19 protein-coding genes are annotated in these 22277 nt (G+C 63.8%); 14 read left to right on the forward strand and 5 right to left on the reverse strand.

Annotated features, from left to right (window positions below; genetic code table 11):
• Positions 1–182 precede the first annotated feature (182 nt).
• The 3 genes from EI171_RS34555 to EI171_RS34565 are packed head-to-tail and all read left to right on the forward strand — an operon-like array spanning position 183 to position 1742.
• Positions 183–374, forward strand: a complete 192-nt coding sequence (locus tag EI171_RS34555) for a hypothetical protein (RefSeq protein WP_246740324.1) — start codon at positions 183–185, stop codon at positions 372–374.
• Positions 375–385: 11 nt separating this feature from the next.
• Entirely contained in the window at positions 386–940 is a 555-nt protein-coding gene (locus tag EI171_RS34560) for a carboxymuconolactone decarboxylase family protein (RefSeq protein WP_161535973.1), read from the forward strand.
• Position 941: 1 nt separating this feature from the next.
• On the forward strand, positions 942–1742 hold the full coding sequence (locus EI171_RS34565) for an SDR family NAD(P)-dependent oxidoreductase (protein WP_161535974.1): 801 nt from the start codon (positions 942–944) through the stop codon (positions 1740–1742).
• 17 nt (positions 1743–1759) lie between these two features.
• Here the strand turns inward: EI171_RS34565 and EI171_RS34570 are convergent, their stop codons facing one another.
• Together EI171_RS34570 and EI171_RS34575 are read right to left on the reverse strand one after the other, a co-directional pair.
• Positions 1760–2083 (reverse strand): hypothetical protein, encoded by a 324-nt coding sequence (locus EI171_RS34570; RefSeq protein ID WP_011085495.1) that lies wholly within the window; start codon positions 2081–2083, stop codon positions 1760–1762.
• Between the two features lie 120 nt (positions 2084–2203).
• Positions 2204–3538 carry a sorbosone dehydrogenase family protein gene (locus tag EI171_RS34575; RefSeq protein WP_161535975.1) on the reverse strand — a complete coding sequence of 445 codons (1335 nt, stop codon included), beginning with the start codon at positions 3536–3538 and terminating at the stop codon, positions 2204–2206.
• 223 nt (positions 3539–3761) lie between these two features.
• Between EI171_RS34575 and EI171_RS34580 the strand changes: the two genes are divergently transcribed.
• From EI171_RS34580 to EI171_RS34595, 4 genes are all read left to right on the forward strand, one after another.
• Positions 3762–4964, forward strand: a complete 1203-nt coding sequence (locus tag EI171_RS34580) for a urate hydroxylase PuuD (protein WP_161535976.1) — start codon at positions 3762–3764, stop codon at positions 4962–4964.
• A gap of 152 nt (positions 4965–5116) precedes the next feature.
• The gene (locus tag EI171_RS34585; protein WP_161535977.1) at positions 5117–5974 is read left to right on the forward strand and encodes a VOC family protein; all 858 of its coding nucleotides are present in this window, start codon (positions 5117–5119) and stop codon (positions 5972–5974) included.
• Positions 5975–6052: 78 nt separating this feature from the next.
• Complete coding sequence (locus EI171_RS34590; protein ID WP_161535978.1) at positions 6053–6328, forward strand: hypothetical protein; 276 nt, start codon at positions 6053–6055, stop codon at positions 6326–6328.
• A gap of 203 nt (positions 6329–6531) precedes the next feature.
• The gene (locus EI171_RS34595) at positions 6532–7494 is read left to right on the forward strand and encodes a lytic transglycosylase domain-containing protein (RefSeq protein ID WP_161535979.1); all 963 of its coding nucleotides are present in this window, start codon (positions 6532–6534) and stop codon (positions 7492–7494) included.
• Between the two features lie 251 nt (positions 7495–7745).
• On the opposite strand, the gene EI171_RS34600 is transcribed toward EI171_RS34595, so the two are convergent.
• On the reverse strand, positions 7746–8729 hold the full coding sequence (locus tag EI171_RS34600; RefSeq protein ID WP_060910961.1) for a tripartite tricarboxylate transporter substrate binding protein: 984 nt from the start codon (positions 8727–8729) through the stop codon (positions 7746–7748).
• Between the two features lie 421 nt (positions 8730–9150).
• Here EI171_RS34600 and EI171_RS34610 point away from each other — a divergent pair, with 421 nt between their 5' ends.
• The gene (locus tag EI171_RS34610; RefSeq protein WP_161535981.1) at positions 9151–9756 is read left to right on the forward strand and encodes a hypothetical protein; all 606 of its coding nucleotides are present in this window, start codon (positions 9151–9153) and stop codon (positions 9754–9756) included.
• A 29-nt stretch (positions 9757–9785) separates the two neighbouring features.
• Positions 9786–10043 (forward strand): HGGxSTG domain-containing protein, encoded by a 258-nt coding sequence (locus tag EI171_RS46535; protein WP_305765030.1) that lies wholly within the window; start codon positions 9786–9788, stop codon positions 10041–10043.
• 433 nt (positions 10044–10476) lie between these two features.
• Here EI171_RS46535 and EI171_RS34615 read toward each other — a convergent pair whose 3' ends face one another.
• Together EI171_RS34615 and EI171_RS34620 are read right to left on the reverse strand one after the other, a co-directional pair.
• Positions 10477–12222: an ABC transporter ATP-binding protein gene (locus EI171_RS34615; protein WP_028175541.1), complete on the reverse strand. Its 1746-nt coding sequence runs from the start codon at positions 12220–12222 to the stop codon at positions 10477–10479.
• A gap of 820 nt (positions 12223–13042) precedes the next feature.
• Complete coding sequence (locus tag EI171_RS34620) at positions 13043–14467, reverse strand: TAXI family TRAP transporter solute-binding subunit (RefSeq protein ID WP_038965862.1); 1425 nt, start codon at positions 14465–14467, stop codon at positions 13043–13045.
• Positions 14468–14789: 322 nt separating this feature from the next.
• Between EI171_RS34620 and EI171_RS34625 the strand changes: the two genes are divergently transcribed.
• From EI171_RS34625 to EI171_RS34645, 5 genes are all read left to right on the forward strand, one after another.
• Positions 14790–17753: a hypothetical protein gene (locus EI171_RS34625; RefSeq protein ID WP_161535982.1), complete on the forward strand. Its 2964-nt coding sequence runs from the start codon at positions 14790–14792 to the stop codon at positions 17751–17753.
• Positions 17754–18059: 306 nt separating this feature from the next.
• The gene (locus EI171_RS45940) at positions 18060–18209 is read left to right on the forward strand and encodes a DUF1127 domain-containing protein (protein ID WP_231166723.1); all 150 of its coding nucleotides are present in this window, start codon (positions 18060–18062) and stop codon (positions 18207–18209) included.
• 247 nt (positions 18210–18456) lie between these two features.
• Positions 18457–19704, forward strand: a complete 1248-nt coding sequence (locus tag EI171_RS34635) for an MFS transporter (protein WP_028175545.1) — start codon at positions 18457–18459, stop codon at positions 19702–19704.
• Positions 19705–19820: 116 nt separating this feature from the next.
• Positions 19821–21014 carry a M20/M25/M40 family metallo-hydrolase gene (locus EI171_RS34640; protein ID WP_161535983.1) on the forward strand — a complete coding sequence of 398 codons (1194 nt, stop codon included), beginning with the start codon at positions 19821–19823 and terminating at the stop codon, positions 21012–21014.
• A gap of 81 nt (positions 21015–21095) precedes the next feature.
• A complete protein-coding gene (locus tag EI171_RS34645) occupies positions 21096–22244 on the forward strand; it encodes an amidohydrolase (RefSeq protein ID WP_161535984.1) in 1149 nt (382 codons plus the stop codon).
• Positions 22245–22277: the final 33 nt, after the last annotated feature.

Genomic DNA, 22277 nt, shown 5'->3' on the forward strand with positions numbered 1-22277 from the left:
ACGCCCCCGCCGCAAACGCAGTTGTGTGAAGATGGTTCCGCGCCGCGCCCGCTCAACCGCGGAGCGTCTCGCGCGGCGGCATGCAATTCCATGCGATGTCAATGACATCTACGCGGGACGGCCGGCCTTCTCACCTCCGCACTCCATTGCTAGTTTGCACGAAAATATCGGGATGAAACGGGATGCAGGGCCCTGAGGACGATGCCGGCCTCGCCGGCAAGGTGGCGCCCATCAGCGGCAGCGGCGCCGCGGGCGACGGCATCGGCAACGGCCGCGCTGCAGCAATTCTGCTGGCCCGCGCCGGCGCAAGAGTGCTGGTGGTCGATGGCGGCGTGACGCTGCAGGCGCCCGAACGCGAGTCCAGAGAACACTGAGGAGACACACGATGGCCCGCCTGCCCTATCTCGAGGCCGACCAGGTCGCGCCTGAATATCGCGACATGCTCAAGCGCAACACCAATCTGCACAAGCTGCTGGTCAACTCGCCGGAGATGGCGCGCGCCTTCAACGGCATCGGCGGCTACATCCGCTTCAAGAGCAAGCTCGACCCGCGCCTGCGGGAGCTTGCGATCCTCCAGGTCGGCTGGATGGAGAAATCGGAATACGAGTTCACCCATCACGTGAAGATCGGCAAGGAGTTCGGCGTCACCGACGAGGATATCGCAGGCCTGATGGCGGAGACCGAGGGCAAGCCCTCGAAGCTCGAGCCGCTGGCAAGGGCGATCCTGAAAGGCGCCCGCGAGATGGTGCGCGAGCTCGCGATGTCGGACGCGACCTTTGCCGAGATCAAGCAGCACCTGTCCGACGAGCACATGGTCGATCTCGTCCTCACAATTGCCTTCTATTGCGGCGTCGTGCGCGTGCTCGCAACGATGAAGATCGACAACGAGCCCACTTACAAAGTGGTACTCCAGCAGTACCCGATCCCCGGAGTGAACTGACATGCGCTTGAAGGACAAGGTTGCAATCGTCGTCGGCGCCGGCCAGAGCCCTGGCGAAGGCATGGGCAACGGCCGCGCCACCGCGCTGACCTTCGCGCGCGAGGGCGCCAAGGTATTGTGCGTCGATCATCATCTGGAATCGGCGCAGGAAACCGTCGCGATGATCGCCGTGACGAACGGCATCGCCGCAGCCTTCAAGGCCGACGTGACCAAAACCGCCGACATCAAGGCGATGGTCAAGGAGGCGCAGTCGCGCTGGGGCCGAATCGACGTGCTGCACAACAATGTCGGCGTCAGCCTGTCCGGCGGCGATGCCGAATTGCTGGAGATCACCGAAGAGGCGTTCGACCGCGTCGTCGCCATCAATCTGAAGAGCTGCATCCTCGCTGCGAAAGAAGTGATCCCGATTATGCGCGCGCAGAACAGCGGCGCGATCATCAACATCTCCTCGATGGCGGCGATCACCACCTACCCTTACGTCGCCTACAAGGCGACGAAGTCGGCGATGATCGCCTTTACCGAACAGCTCGCCTACCAGAACGCCGAATACGGCATCCGCGCCAACGTCATCCTGCCCGGCCTGATGAACACGCCGATGGCCGTCGATACCCGCGCCCGCGAATGGCACAAGACCCGCGCCGAAGTCGAAGCCGAGCGCGACAGCAAGGTGCCGCTGCGCAGGAAGATGGGCACGGGATGGGACGTCGCGAACGCCGCGCTGTTTTTGGCGTCGGACGAGGCGAATTTCATTACGGGTGTGACGCTGCCGGTGGATGGAGGGGCGAGCGTGAGAAGAGGATAGCACTCAACTCCGGACGTTCATGACGATAAGTAGGTGAGGAAGCGCGGCGCCAATAGTTTGCTTCCGATCAGGACGAGAGCATCGACAACTACGACCGTCACCTTAATATCCAACCCCTTAGTCGACGCGGCGACCAAAAATGAAAAAGCCACAAGATAGAAAATGGTAGTCAGCATCAAAATAAGTCCGAGAAATCCTTGATCGATCCCGTACTCGGTATCTCCCTTGAAAACAAAAAGGACAATGATGCCGATGGTGACCAGGAAAGCGACGCCTAGTCCGATACTAAACCACTGCCAAGCCGCCGTAACCAACGGCTCAGTTGTCCCCAGTCCTTCCATTTTGCTCTCCCCCCAAAGAACGCTCTACCTTGGCTAGTATCAACGGTTGTTGCAAGTAGTTTCGGCGGCTTTCACCCGTTGTTAAGGGGTGTCGACAAGATAGCGACGCCATCTCCAAAATTATGGGTGGCTTACCCGCCAGATCGTGCCATTGCCATCTTCCGAGATCAGCAGCGCCCCATCCTTCGCCACCGCCACGCCCACCGGCCGTCCCCACACCTCCGTGTCGCTCAGCACAAACCCCGTGACGAAGTCCTCGTACTCGCCCGTCGGCTTGCCGTCCTTCATCCGGATGCGGATCACCTTGTAGCCGGTGCGCTTGGAGCGGTTCCAGGAGCCGTGCTCGGCGGCGAAGGCATCGCCCTGGTAGTCGGACGGAAACTGCGTGCCTTCATAGAAGGTCATACCGAGCGAGGCCGAATGCGGCTGTATCAGCACGTCGGGGATCGTCACCCTGTCCTTGAGGTCCGGTCGCGCACCGGCATGACGCGGGTCTTCGTTGCCGCCGATATAGAACCACGGCCAGCCGTAGAAGGCGCCCTCCTTCACACTGGTCACGTAGTCGGGCACGAGGTCATCACCGAGGCCATCGCGTTCGTTGGTCGAGCACCACGGCAGGCCGGTCTGCGACTGGATCGCGAGGCCGACGCAATTGCGGATGCCGGTGGCGTAGATCTTCCGCTCCTTGCCGTCGGGAGTGAACGCCAGCACGGTGGCGCGTTCGGTCTCGCTGGCCCAGGCCGCGCCGAGCGGCTGCGTTTTCGACCACGCATCCATCCCGCCCGGCGGCGTGCCCATGCCCTCGGCGACATTGCTGAGCGAGCCGACCGAGACCAGCATGCGCTTGTTGTCGGGCGTGAAGACGATGTCGCGGGTCGAATGGCCGCCGTCATGCGGCAGGCTCGCAACGATCTTCTCCGCCTTGCTGCGCGCCTTGAGGTCACCGGCCTGATAGGGAAAGCGGACGACGCTGTCAGTGTTGGCGACATAGACCCATTGCGGATTGTCGCCGTTCGGAAAGAAGGCAACGCCGAATGGCTGCCGCAGACCGCTGGCAAAGACTTCGTTGGCCGCGACCTTGCCGCCCTCTCCTGCACGAAGCACGCGGATGGTACCCGCCCGCGTCTCCGCGACGAAGACATCGCCGTTCGGCGCGACGCGTACGATGCGCGGCGCGCGCAAGCCTTCGGCGAACAGCTCGATCTTGAAACCTGGAGGCACCTGCGGCGAGGCATCCGACGGCCGCGGCACCATGCGCGCGAAGCTCGCAACCGACCGCGTGGCACCAGGCTTGACCAGATCCTGCGGCCGGATCAACCTGACCGTGCCGGGCCTGTCGGACTGCCAGTCGCCATAGGCGTCCCTGCCCTGCATCACCGGCTCAGCCTGCGCAGATGTCGCGGCCGCGACCAGCAATCCCGCGGCCATCGCTGCGGACCATATCCTGTTTTTCACGTCGTCTTCCTCCCGGCGCGCATGTCTCAAGCGTCAACGCCGATCGATCCGGCGGGAAAAACGCCTGCCGCATCCCACATCAGCTCATGCCCGCACGATGTGCATCAGCCACGACCCATCGTACTGGAAAATGCCGTTGATCGGTGCGACACATTGTATGGGCGCGACCGCCGGTTGCGGTGATCAAAGCTGCGGCATTTGTGTCGCACCTGATGGGGTGATCATGTGGGGATCCATCATATCGGAATGGGCGAGCCTGCTGCTCCGCTGGCTGCACGTGGTGGCGGCGATCGCCTGGATCGGCAGTTCCTTCTATTTCATCGCCCTCGACCTCAGCCTCAAGCCCAAGAGCGATCTGCCCGGCGATCTGCCTGATGGCGTGCAGGGCGAAGCCTGGCAGGTCCATGGCGGCGGCTTCTACCGGATCATGAAATACCTGGTTGCGCCCACCCAGATGCCGGACGATCTGACCTGGTTCAAATGGGAGGCCTACACCACCTGGCTGTCCGGCTTCGCGCTGATGGTGGTGGTGTATTATCTCGAGGCCGACCTGTTCCTGGTCGACAAGTCGATCCTCGATCTCACGCCGTTCCAGGCCGGCCTGTTCAGCTTCTTCAGCCTGACTCTGGCATGGGCGCTCTACGAGGCTGCCTGCCGCACCGGGCTTGCCCAGCGCGAGCTGCCGTTCGCCATCGGCGGCTATCTGTTCCTGGTCGCGCTGACCTACGCCTTCACCCATGTGCTGAGCGGTCGCGGCGCGTTCAACCAGATCGCGGCGATCATCGGCACCATCATGGTCGCCAACGTCTTCACGCTGATCATCCCGAACCAGAAGAAGATCGTCGCAGCGCTGATCGCGGGACAGGCGCCGGATCCGAAGCTCGGCAAGACCAGCAAGGAGCGCTCGGTCCACAACAACTATCTGACCCTGCCGGTGGTCGTGCTGATGATCAGCAACCACTATCCCCTGCTCTACGCCACGCGCTTCAACTGGATCATCGTCGCGATCATCCTGGCGCTCGGGCCGGTGATCCGCCACTTCTTCAACGAGCGCCATGCCGGGCGCCAATCGCCGTGGTGGGTGTGGGGCGTGGCCGCCGTGGGCGTGATCGCGATCCTCTTCCTGTCCGCCGCCGGCCCGCGCGAGGTGAAGACGGGCGCGCTGTCGACGCCGGTCACGGTCGCCAATGTCGAGGAGATCGTAATGTCCCGCTGCAGCATGTGCCATGCGGCCGAGCCGGTCTGGGCCGGCATCGTCACTGCGCCGAAGGGCATCCTGCTCGACGCGCCCGAGCACATCCATCGCAACATCCGCCTGATCGGACGCGTCGCGGCCTGGTCCACCGCGATGCCGCCCGGCAACATCACCGAAATGACCGGCGAGGAGCGTGCCATCCTCGCCGCCTATATCGAGCAGGCGCGCTGACGCCATCGCGCGTCGATATCACGTTTCGCGGAATGAAATTTCCGCATGTCCCACTGAATTGAAAATGACTTGATCGTCTATCCGGCGTAGATAGGGACAGCGGCCGCTCGTGCCGTCCAAATTCAATCTGCATCTGCCGCGGGGAAATCACAGTGGCCCTCAAGAACGTCATCGGTATCGACCACGCCGTGGTCATGGTGAAGGACCTCGACAAGGCCGCCGAGAACTACCGGCAGCTCGGCTTCACGGTGTCGCCGCGCGGCACCCACAGCGCGCATATGGGCACCGGCAACTACACCATCATGTTCGACCCGGACTATATGGAGCTGCTCGGCGTGCTGGCCGCGACCGAGCAAAATGCGCCGGCCCGCGCCTTCCTCGACACACGCGGCGAAGGCATCGAGCGTATCGCCTTCACGGCGGTCGATAGCGCCGCCGGCGCAGAGGAAATCCGCGCGCGTGGCCTGACGCCGATCGGCCCGACCGATTTCGAGCGGCCGGTGACGCTGCCTGACGGCACGGTCTCGGCGGCGAAATTCCGCACCTTCATGTGGCCGACCGCGGAAGCACCGGGCGGCGTGCGCATCTTCGCCTGCCAGCACAAGACCCGCGAGACGGTGTGGATCCCCGAACTGATGAAGCATGCCAATGCGGCCAAGCGCATCAAGCAGACGCTGATCGCAACGCCCGAGCCCGCGAAGGAGGCCGCGCACCTCGCGCGCCTGATCGACCGCGAACCGAAGACCGAGGCCGACGGCGCGGTCACCGTGCCCTCTGGCGGCGATCGTGCCGACTTCGTCTATTTGACGCTGGACCAGCTCGGAAAGCGCTATCCCGGCGTGCCGCTCGCGGGCCTCTCCGAGCGCGGCGGCGCGGCGCTGGTGCTGGTCAGCGGCGATCTCGCGGCGACCGAGAAGGCGCTGAGCACGGCAGCGCTGCGCAGCGGGCCCGCGATCGTGGTGCCGCCGGCCAAGGCCAACGGCACCCTGCTCGCCTTCGTTGCCGGCTGATTTGAACTAATTCTTTAACGTGCGTTTACCCGGCGGCTCTAGGCTTCTGGCCTATCCACGCCGCCCGGAACCAGACGCATGTTTAAAGAGGGATCGCCGATCGTCTATGACGCGCCGGCAGAACTGAAGAAGTGGCCATCGCTGAAGGGCGAGAGGCAGAAGGACCGGGGTCCGCCCTATCTCGTCTACAACGGCACGCTCGCCGACTGCGTCCGCGAGCTGATGGGCAAGCCCATCAAGGGCATCTCGCTCTACGACATCATGACGAGGCCGCAGCAGGCCTTCGACCAGACCGTGCTGTCGCCCGGCGATGCCGCCGAGATCGCGATGCGCAAGGACTTTCCGAAGGACTAGCCTCCGTGCCACCACTCGCACGTCGCATTTGCTCGCGGTCCCCGTAGATCCGCGGGGCCGGCGGCGCATGTTCTGCGGCAGGCCCCCGTACTAACACCTGCCCTCGCGCGGAATCGCAGCTTCGCCGCAATTACGGTTAATGAAGTCCTCCTCACCGGCGCACGCGCTGGTCGTTCCCCCACAGTTCGAGGACTCTTACCGAGATGCGATTTGTCGTCGCGGCTTGCGCTGCGTTCCTGATTCTGATGTGCGACGTCGGCTCGTCGTCCTCCTGGCAGCCGTCAAGCATCGACCACGCTGCTCTCAAGACTGATCGCGGTCCTTCTCTGGTTCCCCTCGCCGAACTCTTCCTCGCAAGCGTGCAGGCCATTGAGCTGGCAAATGCGCGCGCGGCCTACGTCGAGACGATCGAGCCGGTTCCCACAGTCGAACCCGTCGCGCAGGCCCCGCTTTCACCGACCGAACAATTCTGCCACGCGCTTCGCGAAGCCGCCGAGGCCAGCGGCATTCCCGTGCCGTTCTTCGCGCGCCTGCTCTGGCAGGAGAGCCGCTTTCGTTCCAACGAGGTCAGCCCGGCCGGTGCGCAGGGCGTCGCGCAGTTCATGCCGGAGACGGCGGCCGAGGTCGGATTGGATGATCCCTTCGATCCCGTGAAGGCGCTGCCCGCATCGGCAAAATTCCTGCGCAAGCTGCGTGACGATTTCGGCAATCTCGGCCTCGCCGCGGCCGCCTATAACGCAGGTCCCGGCCGCATCCAGAAGTGGCTCGCCAGAGAGAGCGAGCTGCCGCGCGAGACGCGCGACTATGTCCGCATCATCACGGGCACCAGGGCCGAGGACTGGACCGAGCGCGCGGAGGCTCTCGCAATCCGGATCGACCTGCCGCGCGAAGCGCCTTGCGAAGGCGTTGGCAGCCTGTCCAAGATGAAGGACGTCGCCTGGGTTCCGGTGAACCTGACACCGTCGGTCGTCACCATCATGCGCAAGGCCGAGCAGCTGGCGGCGCGGCTCTCGGCGAGCCGCGCACGCAAGCGGTTCGCAACCTTGCTGCGCAGGAATGCCGGGGCCCACGGCAAGGCGCGGAGCATGATCGCAGCCCGCGCGTCCGGAAAGAGTGCAAGAGCTCGTGCGATCCGCTTTGCGGCGCGCGAACGCTCCTCGAGCTAGCTCACACCGGCTTGTCGCTGCTGAACGATTTGGGCTGCCGCAAGCAGATCCTGTGGCCGTGATGGCTACCGCGAAGGAGGTGCGCTCCCTCTCCCGCTTGCGGGAGAGGGTTGGGGAGCGGGTCTCTCCGCGGCGGGACAATCCCCCAGAGGAAAAAGCCCTCACCCAGCGCTGCGCGCCGACCTCTCCCGCAAGCGGGAGAGGTGCAGCGGAGCGAGCCGTACGATGATGCCTAAATCCAAGCGGCCACCTCACTCCGCCTTGATGTTTGCCGCCGCCACGACCTCGGCGAGTTCCTTGGTCTCCTTCGCGATCTTCGCGGCGTACTCGGCCGGGCTCAGCACGCTAACCACGCCCTGCGAGCCGAGCTTCTCCGCAACCGCCGGATCCCTGGCGGCGGCGACGATCTCCCGGTGCAGCGCCTCCAGGATCGGCGCGGGGGTCGCCTTCGGCATGAAGAAGCCGACCCAGAACGACAGGTCGAAGCCGGGATAGCCTGCCTCCGCAACCGTCGGCACATCAGGCAGCGACGGCAGCCGCTCGGCGGAGGACACCGCGAGCGCGCGCAGCTTGCCGGCCTTCACCAGCGGCACGGCCGACAGGGGATCGAACACCGCCAGCACCTCCTGCGCGAGGATGCCGACCTCGGACGCGGCGCCGCCCCGATAGGGCACGTGGATCATCTTGATGCCGGCCTTCTGGCCGAGCAGCTCCATGGCGAGATGGGCGAGGTTGCCGTTGCCGCCCGAACCGTAGGCAAGCTCGCCGGGCCTCGCCTTCGCCGCGGCAACGAGATCGGCCACGGTCTTGATGTCGGCCGTCCTCGGATTCTCCGGATTGACCACCAGCACCAGCGGCGCCGACACCACTGTGGTCAACGGCGCGAAGTCCTTTTCCGGGTCGTAGCGGATGTCCTTGAACAGCGTCTTGTTGAGCGTGATGGTGGACGAGTTGCAGGCGAGCATGGTGTAGCCGTCCGCATCCGCACGAGCCACGCCTTCGGCGGCGATCATGCCATTGGCGCCGGCGCGGTTCTCGACCACGAAGGGCTGCCCGAGCTTGTTGCCCAGCCGGTCGCCGATGATGCGAGCGACGACATCGACCGGCCCGCCCGCGCTGAAGCCGACCATGATCTTGATCGGCCGCGTTGGATATTTCTGCGCGAGGGCCTCTGTCGCCGGCGCACAGGCGCACAATCCGGCGATGACTGCCAGCAGGCGAGCCGTTCGTTGCATTCGTTCTCTCCCCAGACTTCGGCGCCGCTTGTGCATGTTTGTTGGTGCGGCGCGCTCGGGGATCATGATGAGCGGCCGCACGGGATTGCGCAATCGCGTTTCCACACACGACGCGCCTCGCAATTCCGTCGCACGGCACGTAAGCGCCGGCTCAAAACAAAAAGCGCGAAAACAACCCCATGCACAGTAGCCGGTGCTTGGAAGAACAAGGACTTGCGCGCTTCGCATCGCCGTTTGACTCGTCGGGCAAAACACCGGCAGAATGCCATCATCGCAGCCATCGTGAGCGTAACGGCCGGCCCCACCGGGGCAGCCTCGACGTGGTCGCGGGTAAGCCCTTCATCGACATCCCGAAATTCGCATTCGCGCGCAGCAGCGAACGGTCGCTCGCGCGCGCCTGCGCAGGCAAAGGACACAGCACATGACGACAGCACCGAACCGCCGCACCACCTCGCCGCTTGCAACAAGCGATCGCGGCGGCCCCGCCGCGAGCCCGCGGATAAGACTGTACAAGCGGCGCATTGCGATCACCCATCCGGACCCGCAAGCCGGCGAGCGCCTGCTGGCCGAGGCACTCGGTGCCGTTGACCGCGACGCGCTGCACGGCATTCTCAGGCAATTGGTGAAAGCGAGCGCGGTCGGACAGAAGCCCGATGAGGCCAATGTCGCCTTCATGGTCTCGATGATCAGGAGCATCGCGCCGAAGGATTCCATCGAAGCCATGCTGGTGTCGCAGATGGTCTCCGTGCACATGGCGACGATGCGCTGCGCCTGTCGCCTCGCCTGCACCGACAACCTTCCGCAGCAGGAAAGCGTCACGCGCGCATTGACCCGGCTGACCCGCACCTTCGCCGCTCAGGTCGAGGCACTGAGCCGCCACCGCAACAGCGACGAGCGCGCGATCACGGTGAAGAACCTGTCCGTGCAGGACGGAGGACGAGCGATCGTGGGCAACGTCACGCAGCATGCGAACGTGCTTGTTGCGGAGGCGAGCCGGAGCGAGGCAACGCAAGGCGCCACCCCATGACCGGCGGCCACACCCACAACACCGTCCCGATGCGGAGCAGTCCCCGCTGCGGCGCCCGAACCCGCGACGGCAGCCCGTGCCGCGCGCCAGCGGCGCACGGCAAGACACGCTGCCGCATGCACGGCGGCGCGCTAGGGTCCGGCGCGCCGAAGGGAAATCAGAATGCGCGCACGCACGGGCTATTCACGAGGGATGCGATCAGCGAGCGGCAGCAGCTGCAGGCATTGCTGGATGACGCACAAACTCTACTGCGGAAATTGACGCAGCCTAAGCAGGATGCCTTTTGACACCAGCACTGCTCATCTCCTCGGCGTTTGGAGATAGGCCGGCCAATCATCGCCCAAGTGCGGCCTACGCAACGGCGCAAACCGCATCAGATCGGCTGTCCGTCAATTTGCGCGCACCGGCCTTGCGGACCAGCCGAGCTGATCTCCCCATTCACCCGAAAGCCTGGCGGCATTGGATCCTCGCGACACTCGGGCGAGGTCGGATCCCAAGGCAGAGGAAGCACCACCGTTGCTGGAAACAAGACCTGCCTTTCAGCCGTCAATCGGATTACGGCTCCGGACTGCGCGAACAATGCCGACGCGACGCCCACCAAACAAATGGTACTCCACTTCACCAGCCACTCCTGTTCGTGACCAAGGCCGAAAGAATGATGCAGTCATCCGGATGAGCCAAACCGGCTTATTCCGCTTGAAGCGCCTCGGGAGAGCCGGATCATGACGCTGCTCCGCTGAGAACGCGCGAAAGGAAACCGTTGCGCGACCTCAGTTCATCGTGTTTTCCGCTGTCCTCGACCCGCCCGTCTTGCACAACGATCAACGTGTCTCCCAACACCATCGCGCTCGGACGATGCGTGACGATCACAATCGTCTTCCCGTCAAAAGTTGTCAGACACTCTTCGAGCACCCGTTGCTCGGTGACGATATCCAGAGCCGCGGTGCCTTCGTCAATCACGACAACGTCAGGCTTCCGTAGAAACAGCCTGGCGAGGGCCAGTCTCTGCCTCTGCCCTCCCGAAAGGGTTGCACCACGATTACCGAGTATCGTGTCAAGACCGGCCGGCAAGCTGGGAACGAGATCGCCTAGCCCGGCCTTCTCGAGCGAGTGGAGTATTTCTTCATCCGATGCCTCTGCTCGCGCAATCTTCAGATTGAAGCGGAGCGTGTCCTTGAGAATGAACACCTCCTGTGAAACATATCCAACCCGGTCGCTCAAGGTCCGCACGTCTATCGTCGCGATATCCTGTCCAAATAGGCGGATTGATCCTGTGCCCGGCGAATACTGTCGGGTCAACGCCTTGATGATAGAAGTCTTGCCCGCGCCACTCGGACCCGTGATGACCACCTGCTGTCCCGGTGCGATGGAGAAGCTGATACCCCTGAGGGCCGGCACGGTTGCGCCTGGATAGATCAGCGATACATCGTCAAATTCGATCGCCGGCTGGAAAGATGACATCGGCACCACTTCGGCATGGCGCCTGGACGACGGGCGCACGGATTCCAGCTTGTCCATGAACACGCCGAACGTCCTTAGCGACTGAGTGATCTCGGTAAGCATGTTGCCGAGGCCTTCGATCGGGGCCAACAGCGTCAACGTGTACGCACCGACGAGCACCATACTCCCAACGGAGCGCTCTCCGTGAACCACCCCGTACAAAGCCACCCCGAATGACACTCCAAAAAAGCCGACAAACAGCAGCGCGTTGATGATCTGCATCTGAAGACTAACAGCCCAGTATCGACCTTGCGCGTGGCGATCTTCGTCCAGCACCGCGCGATACCGGGAAAGCAGAAAGTCGTACCCGTTGTACTGGCGCGCAACTGCGATATTGGAGATGGAATCGGAAAGTGTTGCATAAGACTTTCGCCCGGCCTCCATGAGGCCGTCCCTGAGCTGCATCAGCCTTCTGCCTTGTATGGCGTTATTGGTGAGAAACAGGACCGCATAAATCAAGATCGCTGCGGCAACTATGAGGTCTCGATTCAGGGCTAGAATAACGATTGCAATGCTGATCTGGACGATTGGGGAAATGATGGAGGATGAAAAGTTGCGAATGATGACGTACAGATCGTTCGACGCCTGTGTAACCTCCTGACTTAGCTCACCGGAATTCCTGCTCGTAAAGAAACTTTCCGGCTGTTCACACAGATAGTTGAAATAGCTCGACAGCAGCGAGCGATTGGCGTGAACACGAAGGCTGCTTTGTCGATGGAGGGCGACGGTCTGAAGTATCCTTGGCATCGCCACCGTCGCCAGATAAGCCCCGGCCAGTAGCACCAGCACATCATGCGACGCGCGGCCCTCCAGCAATCTGTCCGTTAGGACGCCGAGAATGTATGGAGTTATTGCCATGCATCCCGCGGCGATCAACATGCAGCCGACGACCACAACGAAGAGACCACGCTCCTTGGCTTGCAAGTGCCGCGACGCGGTCTCGAAGAGTTTGAACCAGCGTTTCATGATGACAACGTCGACTGCAGCTCGATCGAGCGTAGATGTGCATCGACGCATGCAGTTCCGCATATCGATAAGCCAGGGCTGGCGTCGACAAATCGGCGGCCTGCGCGTGCTCGGCCGACTCCGTGAGTGGCGAACCATGATCGTCGCGCCAGCGCGCCATAATCGGCACTGAATACACTTGAGTAGGCGCAAGGCAGCCGGGCAAATGCATCCGCTGCGTGTGCAAGATTCGGAGCCTGTCAAGATAGGCGAGACAATGCGACAGACCGGATCTGGAAGCACCGAGCAACTTGGCAAGTCGCGAGTGCGTGACAAGATTGTGTTGCTGCGCTTCCGTGATAACTGCAAGCAAGCCGATGGCCTTCAGCGCCCAGAACACAGAGTAAGATTCGTGCGCTCCGTCGAGCAAGACGTCGATCAGATAATGTGTCGACACATCGTGAGATCGGAGTTCGGACGAATTGGTACGCATCGAGGTCGCGGATCGACTTCCGAAGAGCATGGCCTTCGCGATAGATAACGATGCAGGTAGTTGTTGTACAGAGATTCCCGCCGCAATTGTATCGCTTCTAAAACGCACAGACATCGATCTGGCTCACCATGCCAAGCAGCGACACTCCGATATGCAGATCAAGCTGACGACCGAGAACTGGATCATCATTGTCGAGTCGACCTGCACGTTCGGGAAAGGCGCGATGGCGGCCATCGTCGTCAGCCAGTGGCCGCGCGCCGGCGCCGCACCCCTCGACGAAATCGGAGATCCCGCGTACGGCGGCGCCGGCGCGGCGGAATCCGCAACGGCCGGTTCAAATGGCCGCCCTTATCCTCGCAGCGTGGAGCCTGCTGTCGCGCCTCGAACGGTTTCGAAGCTGGTTCGTTGCAACGCGGCTCGCCTCTCGGCAATGGCGTTGCTCAAGAGATCGAGCACCAGCCCGAATGCGGCGAGTTCCTCTTCCTCGACAGCGCCGTCATCGTAGCACTCGAGGGTTTCAGCGATGATGGCGTCCGCCTCACGCTGCAGGGTCAGCAGTTCCTGGTTGGATTCCGCGGTCCGCGCGCTCGCGACCATGGCCAGGATTCTCTTGCGATGGCTGGTGTTGTCCTCCCTTTCCTCGCGGTTCAAATAGCGGCGCAACCAGGCGCCGGCCGAGCCGATCCCGGAGAGAAGCAGGAGCCCGAACCAGAAGTAATCGCCGTACCGGTCGAGAAAGGTGCGTTCGTTGCCGTCGATGACGGCCGCCGCTCCCCGATGGACGGGCAGCTCGGTGTCCTTCTCAAGGTCCGGCTTGCTGATGTGAGCAGCGCCAGGTACCTGCCGCGCAATCGCCTGACGGACGGCAAAGAGCTGCCGGAAAAACGCGGCTACCGTGGTTTCGGACACGCTCTTTCTGGCCACGATGAGGTGGCTGACGCTGACCGTCTCGACCTTGTCACCCGGCCAAGCCGGATCCGCATTGAAGACGCTGGGCGGAATTTCCTCCGATTCATACCGGGGATGCCTCAAGGCGATCGCTTCCGATGTCTCGATGGCGAGAAATTTCGGCTCGCCGCGGGCCCGCGCCGTAGCAGCAACGGCGTCGGATGTGATCTTGCTGTCGAGTGGCCCGACTGCCATGAATGCATCGAGGGCGGGATCGCGCGCCAGCTCCCCGATCTGTTCAGTGCCAAAGTGCGTCACAGCGACCTTCTCAGCGTCCACGCCGGAGGCGCTCAGAATGACCCGCAGCAACGCGGCATTCACGGGGGTCCGCCCAATCACGCCGACACGGTGCCCCGCGAGATCGGCGACCTCCTTGATTTTCGGCGACCGCTTTCTTTTCGCGCCCTTGCCCGCAGGCTCGGAGGGCGCCCACAGCACGACGAAGTTTTTACGCACGACGGCGACGGTCTGCGCCTCGGCGGGCATTTCCAGATCACCGCGGCCGACGGCAAGGTCCGCCTTGCCAGCCCCAAGCAGGGCGAGAGACTCCACCGCGCCGTCAGTTTTGATCGGAGACAGCCTGACGGTTCGACTTTCCCTTCTGAAGGCATCGGCCATTGCCTCGACGACTTTGTAATCGTCGCTGCCCGGCGGTCCAACGGCGATCCGTAGAACCTCCGGCCGCAAAGCGTAGTAAAGCGCACCCGCGGCCGCACCGAAGACAAGAAATCCAACGGCGAGAGCGAACAGTAAGGAATTGCTCCTCCTCCGCTCTCGGCGGGCCGCCTCACTGGTCGTCTTGGTTGCACTCTCGGTGGAAGACATTGCCGCCGCCAGCTGCAGATCCAGGTCCCCATGATACCACATCTTGCCGGGAATAACGTTCTGACGGCCGGCCTGGTTCATCGTCTCAGGCAGCGGCGTCAGACTCGTTTTGATGGACAACGTGCCTTGCGTCACGACCGCTTCCATGCGGCAGCCATGACAATTTCTACGTGTTTGTGAATTGCTTCACACGCTTGCTGTCGCCGGTGCCGCTAGCTTGCTCCGGTCAAGCTTACGCTCGGCCCGCCGACCAGAACTGACCCAGCGGAGACACTGAACAGGCCGCTTGGGCCGATCTCAGTGAAACAGGGGGAGAGGCGTCATGGGGGCATTGAACCTTTCACAGGTCCTTTGGGAGGAGCGGCGGGCGCTCGCGGGCGTTCGCCTGGAATTCGCACCAAAAGATCCCGACATCTCGCCGACACCAGCGCAGCCGGCATCCGGCGCTTCGCAGACACCAACCCAACCGCCGTCCGCGACATCGCCGCAACCTGCGCAGCAGCCCTCCCAAACACTGCCCAGACCATCGCCGACGGACCCGGTCCCGGGAAAACTCCTCGACGTCTACCAGGCGTTGAACGCGGACGACCGATGGGCCCTGTGCCTTTCCGGCGGAGGAATCCGCAGCGCGGCGTTTGCGCTCGGCATCCTGCAACGATTTGCGGCGCTGGAGGTCACGTCGAAGCACCAGGGCGGGAAGACCGGCTCGGCTCTGACGGAGTTCGAGTATCTGTCGACCGTGTCGGGCGGCGGTTATATCGGCAGTTGGCTATCAGCCTGGCTCCATCAGGAGCGCGAGCGGCGCTCCAGTCCGAGCACGGTGGTTTCGGCGCTCAATCGGCGAGACAGCGTCGGTCAACTCGGTGATCACGAAGAAGCCGAGCCGGTTTCCAACCTCCGGCGCAACTCGCACTTTCTCGCCCCCAGCTTTTCGCCGATTTCTCCCGACCTGTGGAGCGACGTTGCCGGCGTCCTGCGCAACCTGTTCCTGAACTGGGTCCTGCTCGTTCCTCCGATGATCCTTGCAGTGCTCATCACCAACGCACTCTACTTTGCGGTCATCGACGCCGACAGCATCAGACGCGAGAATACGTCGGCCTGGTTCCTGGTTGTCATGTTCATACCAACCCTCTGCTTTCTGGCGTCCTTGTCGTTCTCCGTCGCGAACCGTCCCGGCCGCGGATGCATCAATGTCTCGCAACCCCGGTTTCTCGTTTGCGATCTCATGCCCTTCCTTGTCGGTGCTGCATTGCTGGTTTTCGTGTTGCGAAGCCAATACGGTCTGTCGATGCTCACGGACGTGACCACGGCCGTCGGGTTCAAAGTCGACAAGCAGGTCGAAAAAGCTCAATTTTACCCCGTCGTGGTGCTTCGCGGCGCCATCCTTGGCGTTCTATTCTTTCTTGCCTCCTGGGTGCTGGCGCGCCTGTGGACCCTGGTCTTTGGAAAGTCGGCCCGCCCACCGCTCGCGGCTCGTCCCAAGCATCCATGGATCGATCTCTTCGCCTGGTGCGTCGCCGGCGCCGCTTTTGGCGTGCTGGGTGCCGCGGGACTGGTCTTGCTTTGGCATTACGGCCCATCGGGTTCCGTTGCCACGACGGCGGGTTTTGCCTGCGTCCTCGGCCTGCCCTGGATCGTCATGGCGCGGATCGTCGCCGACGTGATCTACATCTCGTTTGCCGAATTCCTGTCCGAGGTGGACGTCGGGCTCGAATTCCAGGCGCGGTCGAGCGGACTCTTCACGCTGGCCTATCTCGGCTGGCTGCTGTGGTTCGGGCTCGTGCTTGGCGCGCCACCGGCCGCAAGATGGATCGAGAGTCAGCTTGGCAGCGCGTTCGTCCCCTCGCTCGCGACCGGGGGAGGTCTTTCAGGCCTGCTTTCCGTCATCCTGGGAGCGAGCTCGAAGACCAGGGCCGCCGCCGAGCAGGCGTCGGGCGTTCGCCAATATCTCGGGCTCAACACGATTGCGGCGATCGCAGCGGGAATTTTCGCGTCGGTCCTGGTCGCTCTGCTGTCCATCGCCTGGAACAGGGCGTTCGCACTCGCGGCTGGCGCCGATCATCTGCCCTGGAAAGTCGTGCTCATAGCCGGCGTCGCGCTTGGAGCACTGATCTATGCAGCCTCGCACGTCCTCAGCATCAACCGCTACTCGCTCCACAGCCTCTACCGGAACCGACTGGTTCGTGCCTTTCTCGGTGCGTCGCGCAAAGAGAAGGACCGCGACAAGACCAAGAACGCCTTTACGGATTTCGACGGCCGCGACAGCCCGTATCTGCATGAGCTCTGGGAGCATGGCGTTGCACCGACGGGGGCCAATTGGAAGCCGTTCCACGTCATCGGCGCGGCACTCAACCTCGTGTCGTCGAGAAATCTGGCATGGCAAGAACGGATGGCGGCGCCCTTCACGTTCTCGCCGCTCCATTGCGGCAGCGGCAGCGCCGTATTTTCGGACGGTGCATACCGGACGACCTACGCGACGACCAAGCAGCCCCGGCCCTACGGCGGAATGCTCACCCTTGGGACCGCCATGGCGATTTCAGGCGCGGCCGTCAGTCCGAGCATGGGCTACAACTCGTCGCCGGGCGTCGCTTTCCTGATGGCGCTGTTCAACGTGCGCCTTGGCTGGTGGCTGGCCAACCCGCGCGGCGACAATGCCTACTACGCGGAGGTCAAGCCGACAGATGCGCTCCGGCCGTTCTTCATGGAGATGTTCGGCCTGACCAGCGAGACCGAGCGCTGGGTCTACCTGACTGACGGCGGGCACTTCGAGAATCTCGGCCTCTACGAGATGGTCCGCCGACGCTGCCGCGTGATCGTTGTCAGCGACGCCGGCTGCGACCCCGATTATTCGTTCGAGGATCTCGGCAACGCGCTGCGCAAGATCTGGATCGATCTCGGCGTACGCATCGACCTGCGTGGCCTCGACCTGCTCAAGAAGCGCTTCACGGAACGTCCAAGCCCTGCAACGAAAGCGCCTTATTGGGCGGTCGGCGATATTCTCTATGGCGAGGCCGACGGCGGCACGTCGCAAAACGGGCTGCTGCTGTACTTCAAGTCGGGCCTGCACGGCACGGAGCCCATGGGCGTCCTGAGCTACGCGATATCCCACCCGACCTTTCCGCACGAGACGACGCTGAATCAATTCTTCACGGAGTCGCAATTCGAGAGCTACCGCATGCTCGGCTACGAGATCGCGGAAAGCGCATTCGAAGCCGGAGGCGGTCTTTCGACCGGCGCGTCCACCAAGGCGCCGCCGACTTTCGTCTCGATCATCAAGAACCTCTAGGACCGGATCGCAAGGTCACAATCCGGAATAAGGGGCCTGCCCTTCCCCAACCGCTGCTGCGGATGACTGAGTTCATATTCACTGACTATCGCTTGAGCACCCACGGAGCGTGTGATACATAGATCGCTCGGGACATTGACAACCGCCCGATGAGCTCCCGCAGCCAAGTGTTGTTTCGCTCCAATATGGAGGTGAAACATGTCTTGCGGCAGCACTACTTCCAATTCCGCTTACATCATCAACCCGCCCTCACTGCCTCTTCCCGACCTGCGATGGTGGAAGCTTCCACTTGTGTGGCTGGCTGGAATGGCGTGCGCGTGGGAACGACGGCGCCAGTACGGGGAACTTCTCGAACTCGATGATCGGCTGCTCGCCGACATGGGCCTATCGAGGAACACTGTTGAAGAGGTGCGCAGGTCTCCGTTGTATCTCGAAGCGTGGCACCACAGCCTATAAGGGGCCAAGGTCCCGAGGTGGCGTCACAAGCGCCTGACAGCGACGACTAAGCTCGTTGGATGGGCCGAGCTCTTCGCGAGACTCATCTTCGTTGCAAACGGGTTGAGGGGTTTCGTGTTGCTCGACCCACCCGACGAGCTGAAAGTTCGGACGCCACAATCGCGAATAGCCGGGCCTGCCCTTCCCCCATTGGCACCGTCCCCTCGATCATGTACCCCAGCCAAAACCTTCACGGGACGGGACACTCATGGGGACCGCAGCCACTGACGAGGCGGGAAGCGCCACCCGCGCGCTGATCTTCGCGCTGGTCGCGCTCGCCTGCGGTCATATGCTTTCGACCTTGCTGCGCACCATTCCAGCCATCAGCCTCGACCTGATGGCGGCGGACTTCAATATCGAGCCGCAGGCGCTGGCGAGCCTGACCTCGGTCTATCATTTTGCCTTTGCCGCCGCGCAGATTCCGGTCGGTGCGGCGATGGATCGCTTCGGCGTGCGGCCGGTGTCGCTCGCCCTGCTGGCGGGAACCGTGTTCGGCGCGGTCGCGTCGGGCTTTGCGACAGGCCCCGAGAGCTTTGCGGTCGGCCAGCTCATGCTCGGCGTCGCCACCTCGGGCATGCTGATGTGCCCGATGACGCTCGCGGCCAAGCAATTGTCGGCGGCGCGATTTGGACTGTGGTCGGGCGCGATCCTCTCGATCGGCAATATCGGCATGCTGCTGTCGTCGAGCCCGCTCGCCTTCGTGGTCGACACCTGGGGCTGGCGTGCCGGGTTCTGGGTCTCCGCAGCTGGCGGCGTCGTGGTGGCGCTCGCAGTGTTCGCGCTGGTGCCGAACCAGCCGGCCGAGCACAAGGACCATTCCTCGCCGATGGCGCAGATGATCGAGGTGCTCCGGCTCGGCCTGTCGCGGCCGCTGCGCGGCCTGATCGCGCTGGCGCTGGTGTCGCTGGCGAGCTCGCTGGTGCTGCGCGGCCTGTGGGGCGGACCATGGCTGATGGAGATCAAGGGACTGACGCGGGTCGAGGCCGGCAACCAGCTCGGTGCGTTCACGCTCGCGATGATCGTGGGGCCGCTTCTCATCGGCATGATCGACCGCAGGATCGGCCGCCGCCGCGAGCTGGTGGCCGGCACTCACGCGTGCGCGGCGCTGCTGCTTGCGCTGATGGCGTTGGGAGCCCCGCACTTTGCCGTTGCATGGCTGTTCGGCGTGACCGTCATGCCGCCGCACTACGATCTGGCACTGTTCGTGCTCATCGGGCTTTTCACCTCCGCCCAGCCGCTGCTGTTCGGCATGTCCAGGCAACTCGTCGACGCGCAGGTCGCGGGAAAGGCACTCGCTGCCGTCAATCTCGCCTTCTTTCTCGGCACCGCGCTGATGCAGTCCGTCACCGGCGCGGTGGCGGCGCTCGCGGGGCTGCCGGCGGTGCTGCTGTTCATGGCGGCGGCGCTGGCGTTCGGCGTGCTGATCTTTTTGACTTATACGTCGCCGCGTTCGTAGGATGGGTAGAGCGCTTCGCGAAACCCATCATCTTCGCACACGGGTCGATGGGTTTCGCTTCGCTCTACCCATCCTACGAGCCTGCGCCGCTACCTGCATCAAGGGAATTCCAGTCCATGCCTGTCGACACCAAAGCCGCCACCGATCGCCTCATGCGCTTCCTCTCCGTCGAGGGCGTCACCGGACAGGAGGCGGCGATCGGGCGGGAGCTCGCCGCCGCGCTGAAGCAGAGCGGCGTGCCGGCGAAGGCGATCCGGCTCGACGACGCCAACACCCGCATTCCGGTGCCGACCGAGACCGGCAACCTCATCGTCGACCTGCCCGGCCGCGGCGCGCTGCACAACCAGCCGCGCATCATGTTCATGACCCACATGGACACCGTGCCGCTGTGCGCCGGCGCCAAGCCGAAGAAATCGGGGCGCAAGATCGTCAACGAGGCGAAGACCGCGCTCGGCGGCGACAATCGCTGCGGCTGCGGCGTGCTGGTGACGCTGGCCGCCGAACTCGAAAAGCAGAAGCTCGATCATCCGCCGATCACGCTTCTGTTCTGCGTGCGCGAGGAGAGCGGGCTCTACGGCGCGCGCCACGTCAAGCTCGACGAGCTCGGCTCGCCGGTGATGGCGTTCAACTACGACGGCGGCTCGGCCTCTAACGTGATCATCGGCGCGGTCGGGGCCGACCGCTGGACCGTCGAGATCTTCGGCCGCGCCTCGCATGCCGGCGTCGCGCCGGAGCGCGGCATCTCCTCGACCATGATCATGGCGCTCGCCCTTGCGGACGTGAAGGCCGGCGGCTGGTTCGGCAAGGTGGTGAAGGGCAAGCAGCAAGGGACGAGCAATATCGGCCCCGTCACCGGCGGCGAAGGGCGCCCCGCGGGCGATGCCACCAACGTCGTCACCGACTACGTGCATGTGCGCGGCGAAAGCCGCAGCCACGACGGAAAATTCTTCAAGGAGATCACGAAAGCCTACAAGGCCGCGTTCGAGAAGGCGGCCAAGAAGGTGACAAATGCGCAAGGCAAGTCCGGCAAGGTCAGGTTCAAGGCCGAGACCGACTATTACCCGTTCCGCATGAAGGACAACCTCCCCGTCGTCAAACGCGCGGTCGAGGCGGTATCCGCGGTCGGCGGCACCCCGAATGTCCGCGCCGCCAATGGCGGCCTCGATGCCAACTGGATGGTCCGCCACGGCATTCCGACCGTGACCTTCGGCGCCGGCCAGAACGAGGCGCACACGGTCGACGAATGGATCAACCTCGACGAATACGACCGCGCCTGCGCGCTGGCCGTGCAGCTTGCGACGATGCGGTGAGCATGTGAGCCTGCAGGATGGGTCGAGCGCAGCGAAATCCATCCTACGAACCTCCGCCAACCGACACGAGAGATCCGTATCTTGACACCCGAACTGCACCAGAAACTGACCGCGTGGCGCCGCCATTTGCATGCCCATCCCGAACTGTCGCTCCAGGAGAAGGCGACCGCGGCCTTCGTGCAGGACAGGCTCGCCGAGCTCGGCATTCCCTTCGAGGCCGGCATCGGCGGCCACGGCGTCGTCGCGACCTTGACGCGCGGTCACGCGCAGGGCCGCGTCGGCCTGCGCGCCGACATGGATGCGCTGCCGATCACCGAGGATACCGGCCTGCCCTACGCCTCGAGGACATCAGGCGTGATGCATGCCTGCGGCCATGACGGGCACACCGCCTCGCTGCTCGGCGCCGCGGCGCTGCTCGCCGCCGACACCAGCTGGAGCGGCACGGTCGATTTCATCTTCCAGCCGGCCGAGGAGGGCTATGGCGGCTCGCGCGCGATGGTCGGCGCCGGGCTGTTCGAGCGCTTCCCGATGGACCGGGTGTTCGGCTTCCACAACTGGCCGGGCCTTGCCGCCGGCACCATCGCGGTCCATGACGGCGTCGTCATGGCTTCCGGGGGACGCGTCACCATCACCATCGAGGGCCATGCCGGGCATGCCGGCATGCCGCATCTGACGCGCGATCCGGTCATGGCGGCCGGCCATCTCATCGTGGCGCTGCAGTCGATCGTGGCGCGCAGCGTCGATCCGCTCGACACCGCCGTGCTCTCGCTGTGCACGATCGAAGGCGGCACCGCGCCGAACCAGATCGCGGGCAAGGTCGCGATCCGCGGCACGCTGCGGTTTCATCGCGAGGCGGTGAAGGACGTCCTCCTCGCGCGGATCGGCGAGATCTGCGCCGGCGTCGCCACGAGCTTCGGCGTCAAGGTCACGCCCGAGATCGTCATGGGCGTCGGCGTCGTGGTCAACACGCCTGATGAGGCGGGCCTTGCGCGCCTCGCCGCGGAGAAGGTGCGGGCCGAGGTCAGGCGCGACCTTGCGCCCAGCATGGCCGGCGAGGATTTCGCCTTCTACCTCAAGCAGCGGCCCGGCGCGTTCGTCTGGATCGGCAACGGCGACTTGCGCGACGGCGCCGAGCTGCACGGCCCGCGCTACGATTTCAACGACGCGATCCTCCCGGTCGCATCGGGCTGGATGGCCGAGGTGGCCAAGACGGCGCTGGCGTCGAACTAGCACGCGGAGGCGGCGGGCCTTTGTGCACGCCGC

Source organism: Bradyrhizobium sp. LCT2, assembly GCF_009931255.1.
GTDB lineage: Bacteria > Pseudomonadota > Alphaproteobacteria > Rhizobiales > Xanthobacteraceae > Bradyrhizobium > Bradyrhizobium diazoefficiens.

Bases quoted from the DNA above. Each gene is read 5' to 3' on its own strand.
- EI171_RS34565 (WP_161535974.1), top strand. From the start codon at position 942: ATGCGCTTGAAGGACAAGGTTGCAATCGTCGTCGGCGCCGGCCAGAGC.
- EI171_RS34555 (WP_246740324.1), top strand. From the start codon at position 183: ATGCAGGGCCCTGAGGACGATGCCGGCCTCGCCGGCAAGGTGGCGCCC.
- EI171_RS34610 (WP_161535981.1), top strand. From the start codon at position 9,151: ATGACGACAGCACCGAACCGCCGCACCACCTCGCCGCTTGCAACAAGC.
- EI171_RS34600 (WP_060910961.1), bottom strand. From the start codon at position 8,729: ATGCAACGAACGGCTCGCCTGCTGGCAGTCATCGCCGGATTGTGCGCC.
- EI171_RS34560 (WP_161535973.1), top strand. From the start codon at position 386: ATGGCCCGCCTGCCCTATCTCGAGGCCGACCAGGTCGCGCCTGAATAT.
- EI171_RS34620 (WP_038965862.1), bottom strand. From the start codon at position 14,467: ATGTCTTCCACCGAGAGTGCAACCAAGACGACCAGTGAGGCGGCCCGC.
- EI171_RS34635 (WP_028175545.1), top strand. From the start codon at position 18,457: ATGGGGACCGCAGCCACTGACGAGGCGGGAAGCGCCACCCGCGCGCTG.
- EI171_RS45940 (WP_231166723.1), top strand. From the start codon at position 18,060: ATGGCGTGCGCGTGGGAACGACGGCGCCAGTACGGGGAACTTCTCGAA.
- EI171_RS34625 (WP_161535982.1), top strand. From the start codon at position 14,790: ATGGGGGCATTGAACCTTTCACAGGTCCTTTGGGAGGAGCGGCGGGCG.
- EI171_RS34570 (WP_011085495.1), bottom strand. From the start codon at position 2,083: ATGGAAGGACTGGGGACAACTGAGCCGTTGGTTACGGCGGCTTGGCAG.
- EI171_RS34580 (WP_161535976.1), top strand. From the start codon at position 3,762: ATGTGGGGATCCATCATATCGGAATGGGCGAGCCTGCTGCTCCGCTGG.
- EI171_RS34590 (WP_161535978.1), top strand. From the start codon at position 6,053: ATGTTTAAAGAGGGATCGCCGATCGTCTATGACGCGCCGGCAGAACTG.
- EI171_RS34595 (WP_161535979.1), top strand. From the start codon at position 6,532: ATGCGATTTGTCGTCGCGGCTTGCGCTGCGTTCCTGATTCTGATGTGC.
- EI171_RS46535 (WP_305765030.1), top strand. From the start codon at position 9,786: ATGCGGAGCAGTCCCCGCTGCGGCGCCCGAACCCGCGACGGCAGCCCG.
- EI171_RS34640 (WP_161535983.1), top strand. From the start codon at position 19,821: ATGCCTGTCGACACCAAAGCCGCCACCGATCGCCTCATGCGCTTCCTC.
- EI171_RS34615 (WP_028175541.1), bottom strand. From the start codon at position 12,222: ATGAAACGCTGGTTCAAACTCTTCGAGACCGCGTCGCGGCACTTGCAA.